The organism is Streptosporangium carneum, from assembly GCF_027922005.1.
GTDB lineage: Bacteria > Actinomycetota > Actinomycetes > Streptosporangiales > Streptosporangiaceae > Streptosporangium > Streptosporangium carneum.
Genome location: NZ_BSEV01000002.1, coordinates 527,306 through 546,934 on the forward strand (window position 1 = coordinate 527,306; position 19,629 = coordinate 546,934).

At 70.6% G+C, this 19,629-nt stretch carries 20 protein-coding genes; 9 read left to right on the forward strand and 11 right to left on the reverse strand.

Annotation, left to right across the window (positions count from 1 at the left end):
- Positions 1-5 precede the first annotated feature (5 nt).
- The 4 genes from PKF00_RS08245 (at position 6) to PKF00_RS08260 (ending at position 4,259) form a co-directional block, all read left to right on the forward strand.
- Positions 6-641 carry a TetR/AcrR family transcriptional regulator gene (locus tag PKF00_RS08245; RefSeq protein WP_271216782.1) on the forward strand — a complete coding sequence of 212 codons (636 nt, stop codon included), beginning with the start codon at positions 6-8 and terminating at the stop codon, positions 639-641.
- A gap of 277 nt (positions 642-918) precedes the next feature.
- A complete protein-coding gene (locus PKF00_RS08250) occupies positions 919-2,751 on the forward strand; it encodes a substrate-binding and VWA domain-containing protein (protein WP_271216783.1) in 1,833 nt (610 codons plus the stop codon).
- Positions 2,751-3,503 carry a hypothetical protein gene (locus PKF00_RS08255; RefSeq protein WP_271216784.1) on the forward strand — a complete coding sequence of 251 codons (753 nt, stop codon included), beginning with the start codon at positions 2,751-2,753 and terminating at the stop codon, positions 3,501-3,503. The genes PKF00_RS08250 and PKF00_RS08255 overlap by 1 nt, the downstream gene beginning before the upstream one ends.
- 9 nt (positions 3,504-3,512) lie before the next feature.
- Positions 3,513-4,259, forward strand: a complete 747-nt coding sequence (locus PKF00_RS08260; RefSeq protein WP_271216785.1) for a PspA/IM30 family protein — start codon at positions 3,513-3,515, stop codon at positions 4,257-4,259.
- Between the two features lie 25 nt (positions 4,260-4,284).
- Here the strand turns inward: PKF00_RS08260 and PKF00_RS08265 are convergent, their stop codons facing one another.
- Positions 4,285-4,809 carry a cysteine dioxygenase family protein gene (locus PKF00_RS08265; RefSeq protein ID WP_271216786.1) on the reverse strand — a complete coding sequence of 175 codons (525 nt, stop codon included), beginning with the start codon at positions 4,807-4,809 and terminating at the stop codon, positions 4,285-4,287.
- Positions 4,810-4,884: 75 nt separating this feature from the next.
- On the opposite strand from PKF00_RS08265, the gene PKF00_RS08270 reads away from it, so the two are divergent.
- Together PKF00_RS08270 and PKF00_RS08275 are read left to right on the forward strand one after the other, a co-directional pair.
- On the forward strand, positions 4,885-5,844 hold the full coding sequence (locus PKF00_RS08270; protein ID WP_271216787.1) for a LysR family transcriptional regulator: 960 nt from the start codon (positions 4,885-4,887) through the stop codon (positions 5,842-5,844).
- Between the two features lie 35 nt (positions 5,845-5,879).
- On the forward strand, positions 5,880-6,524 hold the full coding sequence (locus tag PKF00_RS08275; RefSeq protein WP_271216788.1) for a LysE family translocator: 645 nt from the start codon (positions 5,880-5,882) through the stop codon (positions 6,522-6,524).
- Positions 6,525-6,574: 50 nt separating this feature from the next.
- On the opposite strand, the gene PKF00_RS08280 is transcribed toward PKF00_RS08275, so the two are convergent.
- The 4 genes from PKF00_RS08280 to PKF00_RS08295 form a co-directional block, all read right to left on the reverse strand.
- Entirely contained in the window at positions 6,575-6,826 is a 252-nt protein-coding gene (locus PKF00_RS08280) for a hypothetical protein (RefSeq protein ID WP_271216789.1), read from the reverse strand.
- Entirely contained in the window at positions 6,819-7,235 is a 417-nt protein-coding gene (locus PKF00_RS08285) for a DUF1622 domain-containing protein (RefSeq protein ID WP_271216790.1), read from the reverse strand. The genes PKF00_RS08280 and PKF00_RS08285 overlap by 8 nt, the downstream gene beginning before the upstream one ends.
- Positions 7,236-7,488: 253 nt before the next feature.
- On the reverse strand, positions 7,489-9,039 hold the full coding sequence (locus tag PKF00_RS08290; protein ID WP_271216791.1) for an acyl-CoA synthetase: 1,551 nt from the start codon (positions 9,037-9,039) through the stop codon (positions 7,489-7,491).
- A 257-nt stretch (positions 9,040-9,296) separates the two neighbouring features.
- On the reverse strand, positions 9,297-10,847 hold the full coding sequence (locus PKF00_RS08295) for an FAD-dependent monooxygenase (RefSeq protein WP_271216792.1): 1,551 nt from the start codon (positions 10,845-10,847) through the stop codon (positions 9,297-9,299).
- Positions 10,848-10,938: 91 nt separating this feature from the next.
- Between PKF00_RS08295 and PKF00_RS08300 the strand changes: the two genes are divergently transcribed.
- Positions 10,939-11,583: a TetR/AcrR family transcriptional regulator C-terminal domain-containing protein gene (locus PKF00_RS08300; protein WP_271216793.1), complete on the forward strand. Its 645-nt coding sequence runs from the start codon at positions 10,939-10,941 to the stop codon at positions 11,581-11,583.
- A gap of 526 nt (positions 11,584-12,109) precedes the next feature.
- On the forward strand, positions 12,110-13,255 hold the full coding sequence (locus PKF00_RS08305; RefSeq protein ID WP_271216794.1) for an acyltransferase family protein: 1,146 nt from the start codon (positions 12,110-12,112) through the stop codon (positions 13,253-13,255).
- Between the two features lie 90 nt (positions 13,256-13,345).
- Here PKF00_RS08305 and PKF00_RS08310 read toward each other — a convergent pair whose 3' ends face one another.
- The 6 genes from PKF00_RS08310 to PKF00_RS08335 all read right to left on the reverse strand — a co-directional run bounded on the left by PKF00_RS08310 (position 13,346) and on the right by PKF00_RS08335 (position 17,481).
- Positions 13,346-13,696 (reverse strand): YciI family protein, encoded by a 351-nt coding sequence (locus PKF00_RS08310; protein ID WP_271216795.1) that lies wholly within the window; start codon positions 13,694-13,696, stop codon positions 13,346-13,348.
- 189 nt (positions 13,697-13,885) lie between these two features.
- Positions 13,886-15,484, reverse strand: coding sequence for an MFS transporter (locus PKF00_RS08315; RefSeq protein WP_271216796.1), 1,599 nt, complete (start codon positions 15,482-15,484; stop codon positions 13,886-13,888).
- Positions 15,485-15,518: 34 nt separating this feature from the next.
- Positions 15,519-16,004 carry an SRPBCC family protein gene (locus tag PKF00_RS08320; protein WP_271216797.1) on the reverse strand — a complete coding sequence of 162 codons (486 nt, stop codon included), beginning with the start codon at positions 16,002-16,004 and terminating at the stop codon, positions 15,519-15,521.
- Complete coding sequence (locus tag PKF00_RS08325) at positions 15,997-16,335, reverse strand: ArsR/SmtB family transcription factor (protein WP_271216798.1); 339 nt, start codon at positions 16,333-16,335, stop codon at positions 15,997-15,999. Before PKF00_RS08325 ends, PKF00_RS08320 begins: the two co-directional genes overlap by 8 nt.
- Positions 16,336-16,397: 62 nt before the next feature.
- On the reverse strand, positions 16,398-16,973 hold the full coding sequence (locus PKF00_RS08330) for a dihydrofolate reductase family protein (protein ID WP_271216799.1): 576 nt from the start codon (positions 16,971-16,973) through the stop codon (positions 16,398-16,400).
- A gap of 175 nt (positions 16,974-17,148) precedes the next feature.
- Entirely contained in the window at positions 17,149-17,481 is a 333-nt protein-coding gene (locus tag PKF00_RS08335; protein WP_271216800.1) for a YciI family protein, read from the reverse strand.
- Between the two features lie 401 nt (positions 17,482-17,882).
- Here PKF00_RS08335 and PKF00_RS08340 point away from each other — a divergent pair, with 401 nt between their 5' ends.
- Entirely contained in the window at positions 17,883-19,442 is a 1,560-nt protein-coding gene (locus PKF00_RS08340; protein ID WP_271216801.1) for a methyltransferase domain-containing protein, read from the forward strand.
- Positions 19,443-19,629: the final 187 nt, after the last annotated feature.

The following is a 19,629-nucleotide window of genomic DNA, read 5'->3' on the forward strand; positions in this document are numbered from 1 at the left end:
GCCGCATGACGGAGCGGCGGACCGGGACACGACTCAGGCTGTTCACCGCGGCGGTCGAGGTGATCGCCGAGCAGGGATACACCGCGGCCACGGTCGACGCGATCGCCGAGCGCGCCGGAGTGGCCAAGGGCACGGTGTTCTACAACTTCGGCAGCAAGGAGGCGCTGTTCTCCGCCCTGCTCGAACACGGGATCCGGCGGCTCGCCGACGCGATGGCCAGGGCGGACGGCACGACGGGTGAGACCGGCGTGGCGGATGAGAGGGACGCGGGCGCGGGGGGAGGCGCGCTGGAGGCGCTGGACGCGGTGGTCATGGCGCAGTTGCGGTTCTTCGAGGAGTACGGCGCGTTCGCCCGGGTGCTGCTGACCGAGATGTGGCGTACGGCCTGGCAGGACGCGGTCGCCATGCTGCGCGAGGAGGCGCTGGGCGTCTACGCGGGCGTGCTGCGCAGGGCGGTCTCCGAGGGCGCGGTCCGCGCGGACCTGGACGTGGAGACCGCGGCGACCGCGGTGTTCGGCATGGTGCTGACGACCTCGATCGAACGCCGGGCGCTGCACCCCGACCGCCCGATCGAGCAGCTCCACGCCACCCTCGTCGACCTCCTCCACGGACGGGTGTCCGGCGGACCCTTCACCGGGTGAGGACGAGAAACGGATCACCCCTTGTCCGGCCAAAACAGTTCTTCCTACGATCGTGCCGTGGTCAACTCCCGAGGAGGACCGCGTAGGCGGGTTCTCCCCTGCATCATGGTCGCGGGCATCCGCCGGCGCTTCGGCCGCGACCGGGAAGCCGCCCACGGCTCCTGCCTCGCGGACGCCATCGCCCGGTCCGCACCGGCGTGATCTTCAGCTTCTGAGCACGGTGAACTCTGACAGGGACTCGTTCGTCGGATAGGTACGACACCACCGGGAGGCCTGGTTGTACCAACAGCCGCAACGACGGCGCAGGAACTTCGCCCCGTTCGTCATCGCGATCATTCTCGCCGGAGCCCTGATCGTAGGCCTGCGGCTGTACATCATGAGCAAGGACGCCGATGACGCGAACGGCGCGGGCGACCAGCGGACCACCGGCCAGGCCAAGGCCTGTGACGGGACCGGGGTCACGCTGACCGTGACCGCGTCCCTGGAGAAGTCCGAGCTGTTGCGCGGCATCGCGGCCGACTACAGCGGCAGGAAGGTCGGCGGGCGCTGCGCGACCGTCGCCGTGACCAAGACGAGCGGCAGCGCGCTGCAGGCGCTGGCGAGGGGCTGGGACGAGCGGCGGGACGGTCCGCGCCCCGACGTCTGGTCCCCGGCGAGCAGCGGCTGGCTCACCCTTCTCCGGCAGCGCTCCTCCGGCGCGGACACCGGTTCCCTGGTCTCGGCGGACAACCCGTCGATCGCCAAGACGCCGCTGGTCATCGCGATGCCCAAGCCCATGGCCGAGGCCCTCGGCTGGCCCGGCAAGAAGCTCGGCTGGTCCGACCTGCTCGACCTGTCGAACGGCTCGTGGGCCAAGTACGGCCACCCCGAGTGGGGAAAGTTCCGCCTGGGCAAGACCAACCCCAACTATTCCACGAGCGGCCTGAACGCCACCGTCGGCGCCTACTTCGCGGCCACCGGCCTGTCCGGCGACCTGTCGGAGAAGAACGTGGCCGACCCAAGGGCCAGGGACTTCGTGCGGGGAGTGGAGCGCTCGATCGTGCACTACGGCGACACGACGCTGACGTTCCTGTCGAACCTGCAGCGGGCCGACGACGCGGGAGCCGGCCTGAGCTACATCTCCGCCGTCGCCGTCGAGGAGAAGTCGGTCTGGGACTACAACCAGGGCAACCCGACCGGCGACCCCAAGACGTTGGGCAAGCACGGCAAGCCCAGGGTGCCGCTGGTGGCGATCTACCCCAAGGAGGGCACCCTCTACTCGGACAACCCCTTCGCGGTGCTGACCGCGCCGTGGGTCGACGACGCCAAGCGCGCCGTCGCGGCCGACTTCCTGGCGTACCTGCAGGCCGCTCCGCAGCAGGCGCGCTTCGCCGAGTTCGCCTTCAGGTCGTACGACGGCAAGCCGGGAAAGCTGATCACCGAGGCGAACGGGCTGCTGCCCGCCGAGCCGAAGACGACGCTCAGCCCGCCCGCCCCCAACGTGCTCGACAAGGTGCTGTCCAGCTGGGCCGACCTGCGCAAGCCCGCGAACGTGCTGATGGTGATCGACGTCTCGGGCTCGATGGGCGCCCAGGTGCCGGACACCGGCAGGAGCAAGCTGGACCTGGCCAAGCAGGCGGCGGTCAACGCGCTGCCCCAGTTCGGCCCGCACGACCAGGTCGGCCTGTGGATGTTCTCGACCGCGCGGGACGGTGACAAGGACTATCTGGAGCTGGCGCCGATGGCCGCCGTCGACGAAGCCCAGCGCAAGCAGCTGCGGGCCAGGCTCGAAGGGCTGACCCCCGACGGCGGGACCGGCCTCTACGACACCGCGCTCGCCGCCTACCAGCACGTGCGCGGGCGGCACAGCGGTGACGCGATCAACGCGGTGGTCTTCCTCACCGACGGCAGGAACGAGGACCCCGACAGCCTCTCGCTGGAGAACCTGCTGCCCGACCTGCGCGCCGAGTCCGCCCAGCAGTCGGTGCGGATGTTCACGATCGCCTACGGCCAGGACGCCGACCTCGAGGTGCTCAAGCAGATCTCGGGGGCGACGAACGCCGCCGCCTACGACTCTCGCGAACCGGGGAGCATCGACCAGGTGTTCACCGCGGTGGTGTCCAATTTCTGATGTCCCGCTTCGTTGAGGAACTGCGAGACCCCTGGGGTCTGCTGCTCGGCGCGACCGCCGCGGGCGCCGCGTGGGCCGTCGACGTGCACCCGGCCTCCGCCGCCTTCGTCGGGGTCGCCGTCTGGCTGACCAAGGCGGGCGCCGCCGTCTTCCAGAGGCGAGGCGAGGGCCGTACGGCGCCGGTCGTCGCCTCGGGCAGCCAGGAGGACCGATGGCTGCGGCGGGCGGGCTCCGCGGCGGCGGGCTTCGGCGAGCTGAGCGCCTCGATGGGGCACGGCCCGCTGGCCGAGCGGATCGCGCTGATGGGCCCCCAGGTGGACGACGCGATGGCGACGCTTGAGCGCCTCGCCGCACAGGCGTCGCTGACCGGCGCCGCCCTGGCCAGGCTCGACCTCGACCATCTCAGGCAGGAGCGTCTGCGTCTCACCGGCGCGCGCGAGCAGGCCAGGAAGGAGCTCGTCGACGACATCGACCGCGCCCTCGCCTCGCTCGCCTCCCAGCTGGCCGTGATCGACCGGCTCGCCGAGACCAGGGACCGGGTGCTCGCCCGGATGGAGTCGGGAACGATCAGCATCGAGGAGCTCCTCGCCCGCGTGGTCGAGCTGTCGGCGACCTCGATGACCGGGGTGCTGGAGCCGTCCCGGGTCCTCGACGAGCTGGCGGACAACCTCGAAGGAGTCCGGCGGGGGCTGCACGAGACCGAACAGATCACTCGCGACGCGCTGGACCGGCAGGACGCGCAGGACCGTTAAGGAGCCCCCATGTTCAAGGTCGTCCGCCGAGCCTGGCGCTACCTGGTCTTCGCCCTGTCCGGCAGGCTGGACGAGCTGTCCGATCCCCGGGTCCAGATCGAGCAGGCCGTCCAGGAGGCGAAGGAGCGACACCGGCGCCTGACCCAGCAGGCCGCCTCGGTCCTCGGCAACGAGCACGAGCTGGAGTTGAAGCTGACCCGTTCGCTGGAGGAGGCCGAGAGACTCCAGGCGAACGCCCGCCAGGCCGTCCTGCTGGCCGAGCAGGCCAGGGCCGCGGGCGACGAGCGCAAGGCCCGGTCCTACGAGGACTCCGCCCGCGCCTTCGCCTCCCGTCTCGTCTCGGCGGAGGCCGCGTCGCGTGACACCCGGCTCATGCACGAGCGGGCGAGACAGGCCTCCGAACAGGCACGCGCGGCGGTGGAGACCAACGCCGCGGCCCTGCAGAAGAAGCTCGCCGAGCGGATGCGCCTGCTGTCCCAGCTCGACCAGGCCACGATGCAGGAGCAGCTCAACAAGGCCATGGGCGACCTGTCGGGTCTCGCTCCCGCAGGGGAGACCCCGACCATGGACGAGGTCCGCGAGAAGATCGAGAAGCGCTACGCCCGTGCCCTCGGCGAGGCCGAGCTGACCTCCGGCTCCGTCGAGGCCAGGATGATCGAGGTCGAGCGCGCCGCCCTCGACGTCGAGGGCGCGGCCCGGCTCGAGGCCATCAGAAAAAGCCTGGGGCTCGAAGGGAAGCCCGGGACCGGGAGCTGAGCGGTCCCGCGCGGCCGGGCGGGGCTCAGCGGACGGGCAGGTCGTAGACCCGGCGGACGCTGCTGGGGGCGGCGCCGAGGTCGGCTCCGTAGACGTGCAGGGAGATCGCGGTGGTCTCGCCCGTGTTGCGGACCCGGTGGATGTCTCCGGGCGGGGCGAAGCCGCTGACCTCGCCCGTCTGGTTGGCCGTACGGCCGATCTCGGTCAGGTGGTCGCCCTCGTCGCGGTAGAGCGTTTCGTACTCCACCCCTTGCAGGACGCCGAACACGCACCACGCGATGTGGTCGTGGATCACGGTCTCCTGGCCGGGCCGCCAGACCACGGCGACGACCGAGAAGGCGGACTCGACGTGGAGGGTGTGGACGACGTAGTGGTCGGGGTCTCCGAGGCGTTCCTCGTCGGTGAGGATCTCCGGGGAGGGCAACCGCGCGCGCAGGGCGTCGGCCACGGCGAAGGCCGTCGCGCGGGGGTCGGCGATCCGGCGGGTCAGTTCTCGTGTCTCCGCGACCAGCCCCGCCAGGCCGGGACGGACGAGTGTCATGGTTCCCATACGTCAAGGGTGCGCCGCACCAATACATAACGTCTAATGTCTATCTTTCTGCTCATTCATCGATAATTTTGATACATGCTCGACGTCGTACGGCTCCGCGTGCTGGCCGCTGTCGCGAGACACGGCTCCGTCACCGCCGCCGCCAGGGAACTCCACTACTCCCAGCCCTCGGTCAGCCACCACCTCGCCAAGCTCGAGGCCGAGACCGGCGCGAAACTGATCCAGCGGGTCGGGCGGGGCATCAGGCTCACCGAGGCGGGCCGCCTGCTGGCGGAGCGGGCCACCGAGATCGTCGGCCGCATCGACTCCGCCTCGGCCGAGCTCTCCGCGCACGTCGGCCTGCGCGCGGGGCGGGTCAGACTGGCCGCCTTCCCCTCCGCGCTGGGCACGTTCGTGCCCGAGGCCGCCTCACTGCTCGCCCAGGGCCACCCCGGCCTCGGACTGCGCCTGACCGAGACCGAGCCGCCCGAGGCCCTGCGCATGCTGCGCGCGGGCTACGTGGACGTCGCGGTCATCTTCCGCTACGACGACACCGCCCCCGAGGACCAGGGCGTCCATCTGCTCCGCCTGATGGACGACCCGAGCTACCTGGTCACCGCGGACCGGACCGACGGGCTGCCCGCGCACCGCGCCTCCCCGTGGATCGGCGGCTGCGACCGATGTCGCAGCCACCTGCTGGAGCTGTGCGCGAAGGCGGGCTTCGAACCGGAGATCGCCTTCACCACCGACGACATCGTCGCCGTCCAGGCGCTCGTGGCCGCGGGGATCGGGGTGACGGTCCTACCCGGACTGGCCCTGCGCGCGCATCGCCACCCCCGGGTGCACACGACCGAGTTGCCCGGCTCGACCCGGCACGTCTACGCCGCCACCTACGGCGAGCCCCCTCCGCCTCCGGCGACCGCCGCGCTCCTGTCCGCCCTGGCCTCCGCCATGGCCGGCAAGGACCCCCGCCCCTCCACGCCGCGCCCGGGAAGGGCCTCGCCCCGATCCGGTGACCGCACGCCTCCGCGGGACCGGCGGGGCGGAAAAATCTGAGGCGATCGAGAAGCGGACGTGCCTACGATCCGGTTATGCCAGATCTGACAACGCTTGTCCTCTTCGCTGCCGCGACCCTCGCCCTGCTGCTCGTGCCGGGTCCCGCGGTGCTCTACATCGTGACCCGCAGCGTCGCTCAGGGACGCGGCGCCGGGCTGGTCTCCGTCCTGGGGATCCACCTCGGCTCCGTGGTGCACGTCGTCGCCGCCGCCCTCGGCATCAGCGCCCTGCTGGCCGCCTCGGCGACCGCGTTCACCGTGGTCAAGTATCTGGGCGCGGCCTACCTGGTCTGGCTGGGCGTCCGCAAGCTGATGGCCCGCCCCGACGACGAGGACGCCGTCGAACCGCGACCCGCGTCCAGGACGCGGTTGTTCTGGGAGGGCTTCGTGGTCAACGTGCTCAACCCGAAGACCGCGATCTTCTTCCTGGCCTTCCTCCCGCAGTTCACCGACCCCGCGCGCGGCCCGGTGGCCCCGCAGGTCGTGGTGCTCGGCCTGGTCTGGATCGCGCTCGGGATGGCCAGCGACGGCGCCTTCGCCCTGCTCGCCTCCGCCCTGGCGGGCCGCCTGCGCCGTTCCGCCCGTAGCCGCCGCCGTCTCGACGTCACCAGCGGAGTGGTCTACCTCGGTCTGGGCGCGGCGACCGTGCTCACCGGCGAGAGCGCCGCCGCCAAGGCCTGAGGCCCCCTCCTCGGCGACGTCCCGGCCCACACCCGGAGCGGCCCTCCCTCTCAGCGGTTCGATCGCGTCCCGCGGAGAAAGCCCGCGACGACGACCTTGCGGATCACCATCGTGAGCGCCGCCACGGCGATCGCCGCCCAGGTCTGGGCCTGGGACAGGCGCAAAAGGCCCGCGGCGAGGAGGAAGTCGAGCAGCACCGTCATCGCGCTCCTCGGACCGCGGCCGGAGGACAGGACGGCGAGCCCCGCGGTCAGCCCCATGGCGACGACCAGGACGACGGCCGCCCCGACGATCTCAGCCACCTCCGGCGCCTGCCGTGGAGCGGCGGCCTGACGCCCCCGCCGCGCCTCCCTCCCGCTCGATCTCCCTGCTCAGGAAGAAGTTCAGCGCGGTCCTGATCGCCGCGATCGCCGCCAGCTGCCCGATCTGTGTGAAGCTGGGGGAGATGGCCGTACGGAGAACGTCCCCGGCCAGCTGGAACTCCAGGCCCAGGGCGAGGAACCGTCCGAGGAACAGGCGGACGGCGACGAACCCCTCGGCGTCGCGCCTGAGCACGGCGACCACGAGGAAGCGGGCGAAGGCCGCCGCCGCGCCGACGAAGATGACGATCGCACCGGCCGCCTCGACCAGGCGGACGAACAGGTCGACGACCTGCCCGAGAGCCTCCTGGGGCAGAAGATCGACCATGTGCTGCTGGTACCCGCTGGCCACCGCCCTAAGCCGACCTGCGCCGACGCCGCCCGGGGCCGCCACGTCCACCCCGCCGACGGGAGCCGGCGGGGCGACCCTCGTCTCCCCTTCTCCCGGGTCACCTCTTCACCCGGGTCACCCCTTCCTCCTCGCTTCTTCCTCTTCCTCCTCGCATCTTCCTCGCCCATGCGCCCCCTTCGCCCGGGTCATCCCTTCGGCAGGGAGCGGCTCCCCGGCCAGGACGACGTGACCGGTCGCGGGGCGGATTCCCGGCTCAGATGGCGCGCTCCCGGCCCGCCCAGTACGGGTCGCGCAGCCTGCGCTTGAGAAGCTTGCCGTTGGGCTCGCGCGGCATCTCCTCGACGAAGTCGACGGACCTGGGCCACTTCGACCTCGACAGCCTGCCGTCGAGCGAGGCGAGGATCTCGGCGGCGAGCTCGGGGGAGGCGGTGACCCCGGGTGCGGGCTCGACCACCGCCTTGATCTGCTCACCCCAGTCCTCGTCGGGGATGCCGAACACCGCGACGTCGGCCACCTTGGGATGGAGTGTCAGCTCGTTCTCGATCTCGGCGGGGTAGATGTTGACCCCACCAGAGATGATCATGTCGGCCTTGCGGTCGCAGAGGAACAGGAAGCCCTCGTCGTCGAGATAGCCGACGTCGCCGACGGTGAAATGGTCCTTGAGACGGTTGGCCTCGGTCTTCGCCTGGTCGCCCTTGTACTCGAAGCCGACACCCGCCGTCTTCATGTAGACCGTCCCGGGGGTGCCCGTGGGGACCGGCTTCAGGTCGTCGTCCACGATGAGCAGCTCGCTGATCGGCCACGCCGCGCCGACCGTGCCGGGATGTCTCTTCCAGTCCTCCGGGGTGGCGATGGTCCCGCCGCCCTCGGTCGCGGCGTAGTACTCGTAGACGCAGTCGCCCCACCAGTCGAGCATCGCCCACTTGACCGGCACCGGGCAGGGCGCGGCGGCGTGGATCATCCACCTGAGCGAGGAGAGGTCGTAGCGGTTCCGCACCTCCTCGGGGAGCGCGAGCAGGCGATTGAAGTGGGTGGGCACCATGTGCGAGCTGGTGACACGGTGCCTCTCGCAGAGCCTGAGCATCTCCTCGGCGTCCCACTTGTCCATGTAGACGATCTTGTGGCCCATGTGCAGCGTCGCGCCGCCGAACTGGGTGACGGCGGCGTGGTAGCTCGGCGAGGTGACCAGGTGGACGTTCTCCCCGCCGGGGGTGATGCCGAACAGGGCGGGCAGGAACGTCAGCCGCTCCGCCGTGTCGTCCGGGTCGAGGCCGGTGAGCGGCCTGCGCACTCCCCTGGGCCTGCCGGTCGTGCCGGAGGTGTAGTGCATGATCGCGCCCGCCGTGCGGTCGGACGGGGCGGTCTCGGGCCGTCCCTCGGTCAGTTCCGAGACGGGTCGCACCCCCTCGATCCGGCCGAAGGAGAAGACCCGGCGGCGGTCGAGGCCGGAGGCCGCGACACCGCGCAGCCCCTCCTCCGCGTAGCGCTCGTCGACGAAGAAGGCCCGGGCCTCGCAGTCCGCCACGATGTGGCCGATCTCGGGGCCGGTGAGGTGCCAGTTGATCGGCGTGTGATACCACCCGGCCTGCAATGCCGCGAGGTGGAGCACCAACCCGTCGGCGCCGTTCGGCGCCAGGCCGCAGATGCCGTCTCCCCGCCTGAGTCCCAGCTCCCGCAGGCCGTGCACGAGGCGGTTCGCGCGGGCGAGCAGGTCACCCGCCCGGTGTTCCGTGCCGTCCGGGTCGACGACCGCGATCCGTTCGGGGTCCGACTGCGCCAGTCTCCAGAAGCCGAGCGTGCCCATCGGAAATCCTCCCTGATCGAAAGCGCCCGGCCGCGGGGGAGTCGCGTTCTCGACGCTGCGACGGCCTCCGCGGCGCGGGAGAGGCGGGCGAAGAGGTGCCCCCCACGTGCAGGGGAAGACTAACCCCGGCACAGCAAACCAAGCAATCGCTTGATTTAATTTCGTGTCCCCGTGACACCCCTGCCCCTTCCCGACCTCCTGGAACCGCTCGAACGGCGACCGCCGGGGCCGTCACACGTGGCGGTGGGCGGAGCCGCTCAGCGGGCGGGGCCGAACCAGGCGGTGAGGGCGGAGCGGAGGGCGGGGAGGTCGGGGGCGGCGCCCCTGGGGGCCGCCCAGGCGACATGGCTGTCGGGCCGGACGAGCAGCGCGGCGGGAGCCGGAACCTCTCCGGCGTCCGGAAGGGCCCAGCCGTCCGCCGGGCACTCCGCCTCGACGAGGTCGACGCGATCGGCCCAGCCCTCGGCCGCCTCGGACAGCCCCTCGCCGCCGGGATCACCGGTCTCCGCGCCGATCCCGGCGGCGAGGGGAGCACGGCCGGGATCCGCGCCGAGGTCGAGCAGGACGGGCCGGGCGGCGCGCAGCAGCTCGAACAGGCGGACGTCACCGGCGGAGGTCCTGAGGTCGAGGTCGGGAACCCTGCGGCCGAGCAGCGGATGCCCGTCCCCCATCGGATACCGGACGTCGAGCGCGGTGACCATGCTCCCCAGGGACCGGTTCACGTCGTCGAACTCGATGAGCCCGCCCAGCACCTCGCGCAACGCGGTCATGTGCTCGCCAGGACGCCCCAGCACCGTCTGCGCCCGCGTGTTGTGCAGCACCCGCTCGGCGACCGGATGCCGCTCGGCGTGGTAGCTGTCCAGCAGCCCGCACGGCGTGCGACCGTGGACCACCGAGGCGATCTTCCAGCCGAGGTTCACCGCGTCCTGCAGCCCCAGGTTCAGCCCCTGCCCGCCCGCGGGGAAGTGGATGTGCGCCGCGTCCCCCGCGAGCAGCACCCGGCCCCTGCGGTACTCGGCGGCCTGTCGCGCGGCGTCGCCGAACCGGGAGACCCAGCGGGGGCTGTGCATGCCGTAGTCGGTTCCGGCGATCCTGGCGAACGCCTCCCGCAGCCCCTCGAAGGTCACCGGGGCGTCGCGGTCGGCCACATGGTCGAACTCGTTGGTCAGCACCCGGTACCAGTCCTCCCCGAACTTCAGCACGGAGAAGGAGCCGTGCTCCCTTCGCTCCTGGAAGATCCGTTCGGCCGGCGGGTCCGTGAGCATCACGTCGCCGAGCATCGCGGTCATCGTCGCCGGGGTGCCGGGGAAGTCGATGCCGGCGAGCCTGCGGACCGCGCTGCGCCCGCCGTCGCAGCCGACCAGGTAGCCCGCGCGCAGCCTCTCCGCTCCCCCGGGCCCGAGCACCTCCACCTCGACGCCGCTATCGTCCTGCCGGACCCCCGTCACCTCGGACGACCAGCGCACCCGCGCGCCGAGCTCCGCGGCGCGCTCCTCGAGCAGCCGCTCGACGACGCTCTGCAGGATCATGAGCATGAAGGGATACCTGGTCTCGAGGCGGCCGAGGTCCAGCCACAGCGCGGAGAAGTGACCCGCGGGCACCCTCTGCCCGGCGTCGAGGAAACGGTCGACAAGACCCCGCTGGTCGAGCACCTCCATGCTGCGGGCGTGGATGCCGCCCGCCCGGGACTCCCCGCTGCGCCCGGCGAGCCGGTCCAGCACGGCCACCTCGACCCCGGCCAGCCGCAGTTCGCAGGCGAGCATCAGCCCCGTCGGGCCGCCACCCGCGATCACCACGTCCGCGTCCATCGCACCCTCTCCTTAACGCCGTTAAATTTAACTGCGTTAAGGATTAACTGAACGATGTTAAGGTGTCAAGCGTTCCAGCGAGGAGGGCAAGATGAAGATCACTCCCGAGGCGATCGCGCGGACCGCGCTGCGGCTGCTCGACGACGTCGGCCTCGACGGGCTCACCATGCGCCTTGTGGCCGGGGAGCTCGGCGTCCAGGCCCCCGCCCTCTACTGGCACGTCAAGAACAAACAGGAGCTGCTCGACGCCATGGCGGGCCTCATGCTCGTCGAGGCCGTCGAAGGGATGGAAATGCCGGGACGCGGCGTCTCGTGGAGCGAGTGGCTCGGCGACGCGGCCAGGCGGCTGCGCCGCATGATGCTGCGCCACCGGGACGGGGCCAGAGTCGTGGCGGGCACCCACGTCACCGAGCCGACCATCTTCCGGGTGACCGAGCTGGCCCTGCGGACGATGCGGGACGCGGGATTCCCCCTCCGCGACGCCGCCCGCGCCTTCCCCGCCCTCCTGCACTACACCGTCGGATTCACCATCGAGGAGCAGGCGCGCACCGGCGCGGCGTACGGCGAGGACAACCCCTACGGGACCGAACGGTTCGCGGCCTCCCTCGACGCCGAGCGCTTCCCCCTCACCGCACAGGCGCTGGACGACCTGTTCGACGCCGACAGCGACGCGGGCTTCGAGTACGGCCTGCGGATCCTCCTCGCCGGCATGCGCGCCGCCCTCGCGGGAGAGTGACCGCCGCTCCCGTCTTCCCGGGCGGCGGGGAATTTACAGATTAGCGCAAGAAAAGATTACCGAATTATGTTGAAAAGCGTTACCGGAGAGCACCGTACGACTTTTTCTGAATGACCATAACGCGTAACCGGGAAAACTCCGAAAAGGAGCCTCCCTCGACACGGGGAACAGCCGTGCGCGCGAGGCGGAGGACGACTCCTCGACAGGCCGGAAAAGGCGAGGCATGGCCGACGACGACCCCGGCGACCGCTTCCGGAAAATGGCCGACGAGCTGCGAGGACATCACCGAGAACGTCGCCTGCCCGCTCTCCCGGCAGCGACGGGGACGCCTCCAAGGCGGCCGTCGCCAATCACCCGGAAGGGCAGTTTCGAATTGATAACAGCGACATTTCGGGCATGCGAATTACATCACATAAATGCTACGCTCATGCCTCAGATCGGGGGATCACGGCATCGGGCAGCGATGGGGCGCGCCGGGCCGTCTTTTCATCGGCCGTAAGCCATTGTCAGCACGGAGGTGCATCGAATGGCGGCGCTTTCACAAAAGGTCGAGGCCGGAACGGCCTCCCGGAGAACCCGGCTTCCCTCCCTCACAGGTCTGCGGTTCATCGCCGCGGCGATGGTCTTCTGCCTCCTGGTGATACACGAGCACGTGTTCGCCTCACCGGCGGCGGAAACCGTCTACTTCAAGATCTTCTGGCTCGCGGGCGCGGCCGGGGTCAGCTGTTTCTTCATCCTCAGCGGCTTCGTCCTCACCTGGTCGGCGCGTCAGACGGACACCAAGGCGACGTTCTGGCGGCGTCGTGCCTGCAAGATCTACCCCAACCATCTCGTCACCTTCGTCGTGGCCCTCGCGGGACTGATCTGGGTGCAGAAGGCGACCGTCGACGGCGGCGTCACGGTCCTCAACCTGTTCCTGGTGCAGTCGTACTCCCCGGACCTGGAGGTCAGGGCGAGCGTCAACTCGGTGGCGTGGTCGCTCTCCTGCGAGGCCCTGTTCTACTTCGCGTTCCCGTTCCTGATCTCCCTCGTCAAACGGATCCGGCCAGAGCGGCTCTGGGCCTGGACGGCGGGCGTAGTGGCACTGATCTTCCTCGTCCCGGTCCTGGCGGGCCTGCTGCCCGACCAGGAGCCGTTCCCCGTGGTGGGGATCACCGAGTGGGACACGTACTTCATCTACCAGCTCCCGCCGGTGCGGATGCTGGACTTCGTGTTCGGCATCCTTCTGGCCCGGATCGTCATGACCGGCCAGAGGCTCCCCTTGAGTCTGCGAGGCGCGGCGCTGCTCGCCGTCGTCGCGTTCGCCGTGGAACCGCTGGTCCCGCCACGTTTCAGCATCGTGGCCTTCATGACCGTTCCCCTCGGTCTGCTCATCGCCGCCGGCGCCGTCGCCGACACGGAGAACCGCCCGACCTGGCTGTCCGGCCGCGTCATGGTCTGGCTGGGCGAGGTGTCCTTCGCCTTCTACATGTGGGTGCAGCTGGTCCTGACCTACGGCCACCAACTGCTCGGCGGCGGCAGCTGGGACGCTCCGGCCGCCTTCGGCGTGGCCGCGTCGCTGTTCGCGGCCACGCTGCTGCTGGCCTGGCTGCTGTTCAGCCTGGTCGAGCGCCCGGTCATGCGCCGGTTCGCCACGCCGCGACGGCGTCTCAGCACCGTCCAGCCGGAATGACCGCCCGGACGACGGGAGACGGACGCGAGAGCGAGCGCGCCCGGCAGGCGGGACACGGCCGTGAAGGGCGGGCCGCACGTCGGCCGGAGCTCAGTCCAGGTCGATGAGCGGCCGTACCTCGACCGCGTTGATCCGGGCGTCCGGGATGAGGGCGGCCAGCTCGATCGCGCGTTCCTTGCTCTCGCAGTCGACCAGGTAGTAGGCGGCGAGGAACTCCTTGCCCTCCAGATGCGGTCCGTCCGTCACCTCCCTGACGCCGTCGCGCACCCGGACGGTCGCGGTCTCCGCGGGGTAGGTGATCGCCTCCCTGCTGACCAGCTCACCGGACTCGGTGACCGTCTTGTAGAAGTCGTCGTGACCCTGCATCACCTCGTTGCGCTCCCCGTCGGACAGGGCGTCCCAGACCGTGGGGTTCATGTAGATCAGCAGCAGGTGCTTCACGTCTTCACTCCTCCTCGTCGCGGTGCCCTGGGTGGACACCCTCGGTGGTTCGTGCTGTGCCGCGGGCGCTTCGGCTCGGTCGCCTTCACGCCCCCGGCCCAGGTGGCCTGTGCCGGAATCGCCGGACCCCTCGGCGATTCCGGCGGCCACACCCACGCTGGCGCGTGGGCGGCTTCGGGGGTCGTCGGACTACCGCTGGGGCAGGTCCTCGACCGTCTGCGGTTCCAGGCTCTCCTCATCTGTGGCCTGGCCGTCCTCCTCCGCGCCCTGGTCGGCCTCGTTCATGGGAGGCAGGTGGCGCAGCAGGGTCATGATGAGAACGATGGCGATGCTCACAAGGGCGACGCCGACGACGGCGACGACGTTCAGCCCCGTGGTGAAGGCCTCGCGGGCCGCGGTGAGCAGGGTCGAGGCGGTCTGGGCCGGCAGTTCTCCGGCCACCGCGCCCGCGCCCGCGATGCTCTCGCCGGCGGTCTTGGCCGCCTCCGCGGGAATGCCCTCGGGGATGGAGTCGGCGATCTGGGTGCGGTACACGAAGGTGCCGATGGTGCCCACGGTCGCGACGCCGAGAGCCGCGCCGAACTCGTTGCTGATCTGCGCCATCGAGGAGGCGGAACCCGCCTTCTCCGGCGGGGCGGACCCGACGACCAGGTTGGTGCCCAGGGTCAGCAGCGGCCCGTCGCACAGGCCGATGACGGCGAACCCGATCACCAGGCTCGTCGGCCCCGAGTCCGGGTCGATCTGGGTGAACCAGACCATGCTCGCCACGACTCCGACCAGGCCGCCCGAGATGAGGTAGGCGGGACGGATCCAGCGGGCCAGGATCGGCGAGACCATGGTGCTCACGACGGCGATGGCCATTCCCGGCAGCAGGCCCAGGGCGGCCTGCAGCGGCGACAGTCCCGAGACCGACTCGAAGTACTGAGTGATGAACAGCAGCGTGGTGGCCGCGATCATGCCGTAGGCCAGCAGGCTCAGCAGCATGGTGCTGAAGTCGCGGTTGCCGAACAGGCTCAGGTCGAGCAGCGGGTCGGCCAGCGCGCGCTGCCGCCGTACGAACAGCACGCCGAAGACCAGGCCGACCACGAGGCCGGCGATCGGCACCGGTGCCCAGCCCTCCCTCGCCAGCTCCTTGACGCCGTAGATGAACGGCAGGATCGCCGCCAGCGACATCGCGACGCTGGTCAGGTCGAGACGGCCCGGCTCCGGCGCGCGGTACTCGGGCAGCAGCACCGGACCGAGCACGAGCAGCAGCACCATCACCGGCACGCCCAGCAGGAACACCGAGCCCCACCAGAAGTGCTCCAGCATCACCCCGCCGACGATCGGGCCGAGGATGGCGCCCAGCGAGAAGCAGCCCGCCCAGATGCCGATCGCCACCCCCATCTGCTTGGGATCGCGGAACATGTTGCTGATCAGCGACAGCGTGGACGGCGCCAGCGTCGCCCCGGCGATCCCGAGGAGCGCCCTGGCCGCGATCAGCATCTCCGGGCTGGTGGAGTAGGCCGAGATCACGGAGGCCACGCCGAACGCGGTGGCGCCGAACATCAGCAGCTTCCTGCGGCCGATCCGGTCACCGAGGTTGCCCATCGTGATCAGGAATCCGCCGACCATGAATCCGTAGATGTCCAGGATCCACAACTGCTCGGTGCTGTTGACCTTCAGATCCGCGCTCAGGTACGGCAGCGCGAGCAGCAAGACGAAAAGGTCGAAAGTGATAAGCAAGGTGGGCAACGCCAGCACCGCCAGCCCGGCCCACTCCCGTCGTGTCGCGCGGACTGCGGTCATCGTGTTCTCGCTCATCATCATCGGCCCCGTTTTCTCAGACTTGCGCCAGGTAGTCGGCCAGCCGACCGAAGAAAATCGTGTTTCCTTCCTTGACCTGGGCGTATTCCTCCTCGGAGAGGTGTCCGGACTGCTGGAACACCATCTCGGTCTTGTCGCCGAGGTCGGTGAGGACGACGGTCATCACCTCGACGTTCGGGTTGGTCGGGTCGCCGGGGTGGGCGAGGGTGAGCACGAGCCGCTCGGGCTCGACCACCTCGAGGTACTTGCCGGCGAACGGCAGCTCCGTGCGCTCGGGGCCGTCGAACATGAGCGCGCTCCAGGTCCCGCCCGGCCTGACGTCCATCGAGATCGTCGCGACGGGCAGGGTCGAGCCGGGCAGGCCGAACCAGTGGGTGAAGTGCTCGGGCTCGGTCCAGGCCTTGAACACCAGCTCGCGGGGCGCGTCCAGGATGCGGGTGATCGTGAAGCCGCGGGACGCGTCTCCGGCGTCCGCGCCCTGTGTGGATGAGGTCTCAGTCATGTGCGTTGTCCTTCTGGATCTCTCGGAGGTGATCGGAGAGGCGGTCGAAACTGCCCTCCCAGAACTGCCGGTAGCGCTCGAGCCAGTTGGCGGCGTCTTCGAGCGGCCTTCCCCGCAGCCGCGCCGGCCGCTGCTGCGCCGCTCGACCACGCGTGATCAGTCCGGCGCGCTCCAACACCTTCAGATGCTTCGAGACGGCCTGAACGCTCATGGAGAACGGCGCGGCCAGCTCGCCGACCGTGGCCTCACCGTGGGCCAGCCGCGCGAGGATCGCGCGACGGGTCGGATCGGCCAGTGCCGCGAAGGTGTTGCTGAGCTGATCAACCGCCATGAGTATTCACCCGCTTGGTTGTTTAACCAGTGGGTTGAATTTACCCCGTGACTCCGGGGTGTTCAAGCCGACCTGTCGGTTTCGTAGTAGAGACCGACGACTCCGGAGGCGAACGTCTGCGCCTCGATGAGTCTCAGGTCGGCCCTGGCCTCGGGATCGCCGAACAGCGGCTTGCCCGCGCCGATGAGGGACGGGTTGACCAGGAGGCGGTACTCGTCGATCAGGCCCAGCCGCATGAAGGCCCGCGCGATGCCGATACCGCCGAAAAGAATCATGTTCCCGCCGGGCTGACCCTTCAGCTCGGCGATCTCCTCGGCGAGGTCGCCCTTCGCCAGCCTGGTGTTCTTCCACCCGACCCGGTCCAGGCTCCTGGAGAAGACGACCTTGGGCGTCTCCTCGATCCAGCGGGCGTACTCGACCTCCTCCTTCGGGCTCGACGGGTCCTTGGCCACCTCGGGCCACGAGCTCTCGAAGACCTCGTAGGTCACCCGCCCGAGGAGGGCGGTGTCCGCCGGGTCGAGAAGGTCGTTGATGAACCTCCAGGTCTCCTCGTCGACCTTGAGCCAGTCCATCTCTCCTTCCGGCCCCTCGGTGAAACCGTCGACCGTCAGCTGCATGTACAGAATCACTTTTCGCACGCCGCTCTCCTTTCTTCAGCGCGTTCTCCGCCCGAAGCCCCGGTCACGGGCGCCGCGCCGTCGCGGCGGGCGCAGGGGCCCCTCCACGACGGCGCGCGCCCGTGTCACGCGGCCTGGCGGCCCGGCCTGGGCGGGGCGCGCCGGGCACGCCCCGGTCATCCGGGAAGAGCCCAGCTCACTCGGACAGAAGAGGGCGCACCTCGACGCCGCCGCTCACGATGGGGACCAGCTTGCCGATGGCCAGCGCGTGGTCGAGGTCGCGCGCCTCGACCACGAAGAAGCCGGACAGGGCCTCCTCGCTCTGGACGAACGCGCCGCTGGTGACGGCGTCGCCCCGGATCGTCGCCGCGGTCGAGGTCGGCTGCGTCGCCTGAGCGTTGAGGATCTTGCCCCCCAGCTCCTCGACCTTCTCCGGCACGCGCATGTGCGCCTCGAGCACCTCGGGCGGAAGGTCCGCCACACCGTTGGGGGTCTCGCGCTCGTAGATCAGGATCGCGTACTGAGCCATCTGGCTCTCCTTCCTCGTGTTCCGTCCTTGTGTTCGGTCCTTCACAGAAACGACGAACGGATCACCGTGGAATCGACAGCCGTCCCGGAGATTCCCCCGGGCGTCCGCGCCGTCGCCGTGTGACCGCGAGCCCGCACGCCGCATCCCGGCACGGAGCCCCCGCACGGGCCGTCACGCGGAACCCCACGCCGAACCCCTCGCGTGAAGCGCCCCCACCTCGGAGCCGGCCGGCGCGCGTGCCGGAAACAGGCGGGTGCGCATGCTGGGAGAAGACCCGGCGGGGCGCCGGTGGCACGATCTCTGAAGGCGGGTACCGCCGGACGAGGCGCCGGAGCGAGCCGGGCCCCGGTGCCTGGACGCGGCCGACGTGCCCCTCTCACCTTTCGTGAAAGGACGCGCACATGAAGAGCTCCACCACGCATCCGACCGTCGCCGAACTGCTGGACTCCTTCACGGACGCGGCGCCCGAGCGGCGGGACGCGCGGTACGGCCGGCTGGTCGGCGCGTTGTGGAACGACGGCGCCCTGACCGGCCTCGCGCTGCCCGCCGTACCCGCCCTGGTGGCGAGGCTGGAGGAGGTCGACGACGGCCTCAGGGGATATCTGGCCGTCCTGCTCGGCCTGCTGGCGGAGGCGGAGTTCCCCGCGACCGACGGCGAGGTCTCCGCCGCGGTACGGCGAGGCCTCGACCTGTACCTCGACCTGCTCGGCAGGGGCGCGAACGGGCAGCCGTCGACGCTGGCCCTGCTCTACCTGCTCGCGCACTTCCCCGGCGACCGGGAGCGCGTCCTCGCCGTGGCGGAGAAACTCTCGCTCGACCAGGAGGACCTGACCAGGACCGACCGCATCCTCAGGCGTCCTGACCGGGACAACCCGGATCTGGGCCGGGTGTGGCCGTCCCCCTCGGTCTGGGCACTGGACGACGGCGAACGCGATTTCGACCAGGCGTGGATCAGGGAGCTGAGCGACGCGCAGTTCCTCAGGAACTGGCAGAACGACACCAGGACGCTCATGGGGCACTCGGGCGCGAAGGCGTACTGGGCGGTGCTCAACGGCCCCCCGAAGGTCGTCGCCACCCCCTCGGTCCCGGCGGGCGAGACGCTGAGAGCCGCCTCCACGGGCAGCGGAGCCGAGCTCTTCGCCAGGCACGCCGACGCGTTCCGCTGCCCGAACTGCCACGGCCCGCTGTCCTTCGGCGGGGACGGGGACGGCGGTGTCCGGTGCGCCGGCTGCGACACGGCGTTCCCGATCGCGAACGGCATCCTCGACCTGTTCCCCGGAACGCGCGGCTCCGAGGTCGCCGACGACGTGACCGCGGACCTGCTGCAGAAGCTGGCCGCCATGCCGACCATGGGCCTGTACTACGAGGCCGTGCTCCGTCCGGCGTTCCTGCGGGCGATCGGCTCCAACTGGGGCGGCGCGGTGACGCTCGCCGACGAGGACGCCCACATCGCCGAGCACGTCAGCCCGGTCGACGGCCCCGTCCTCGACCTCGGGGCGGGCGCGGGCCGCTGGACGGCGGTGCTGGCGGAGGCCGTCGGCGCCGAGCGGGTGATCGCACTGGACGTCGGCGTGCCCATGCTGACCGCGCTGCGGGCCAGGCTGCCGCGAGTGCCCGCGATCCTGGGCAGCGGCGGCACTCTGCCGTTCGGCGACGCGACCCTGGGCGCGGCGATGTGCTGGAACGCCCTGCAGGCCTTCCCCGACGAGGCGGCGGCGGCGATCGCCGAGGTGGGCCGGTGCCTGCGTCCCGGAGGCACCTTCACGCTGATGACCTTCAGGTGGAGCCCCGACCCGGTCTACCGGCACTTCCAGCGCGGCCACCACTTCCCGAACCACGAGGACGGCCTGCGGCTGCTCGAGCTCGACGACGTCAGGACGTGGCTGGCCGAGGCCGGAATGACCGTGCGCGCCGAGTCGGGTCCGGGAACGTTCGTCTTCGTCACGGCCGAGCGGACGTGACGGCCGGCCCCCGCGCCCGGGGCGGCCTCCGGGGTTCGGACGGGTCCGAGGACCGGAGCGCAGGGGGCCGAAAAGGCGTGCGGGCAGGGCGAGGACTCCGCAATTTGGAAGATGCGACCGCCGGGAAACGGGTGCGACGGTTCGGTAGCGAGCGCAGGCGACCCCCACCGTCCCTGGTCGGCGGCGA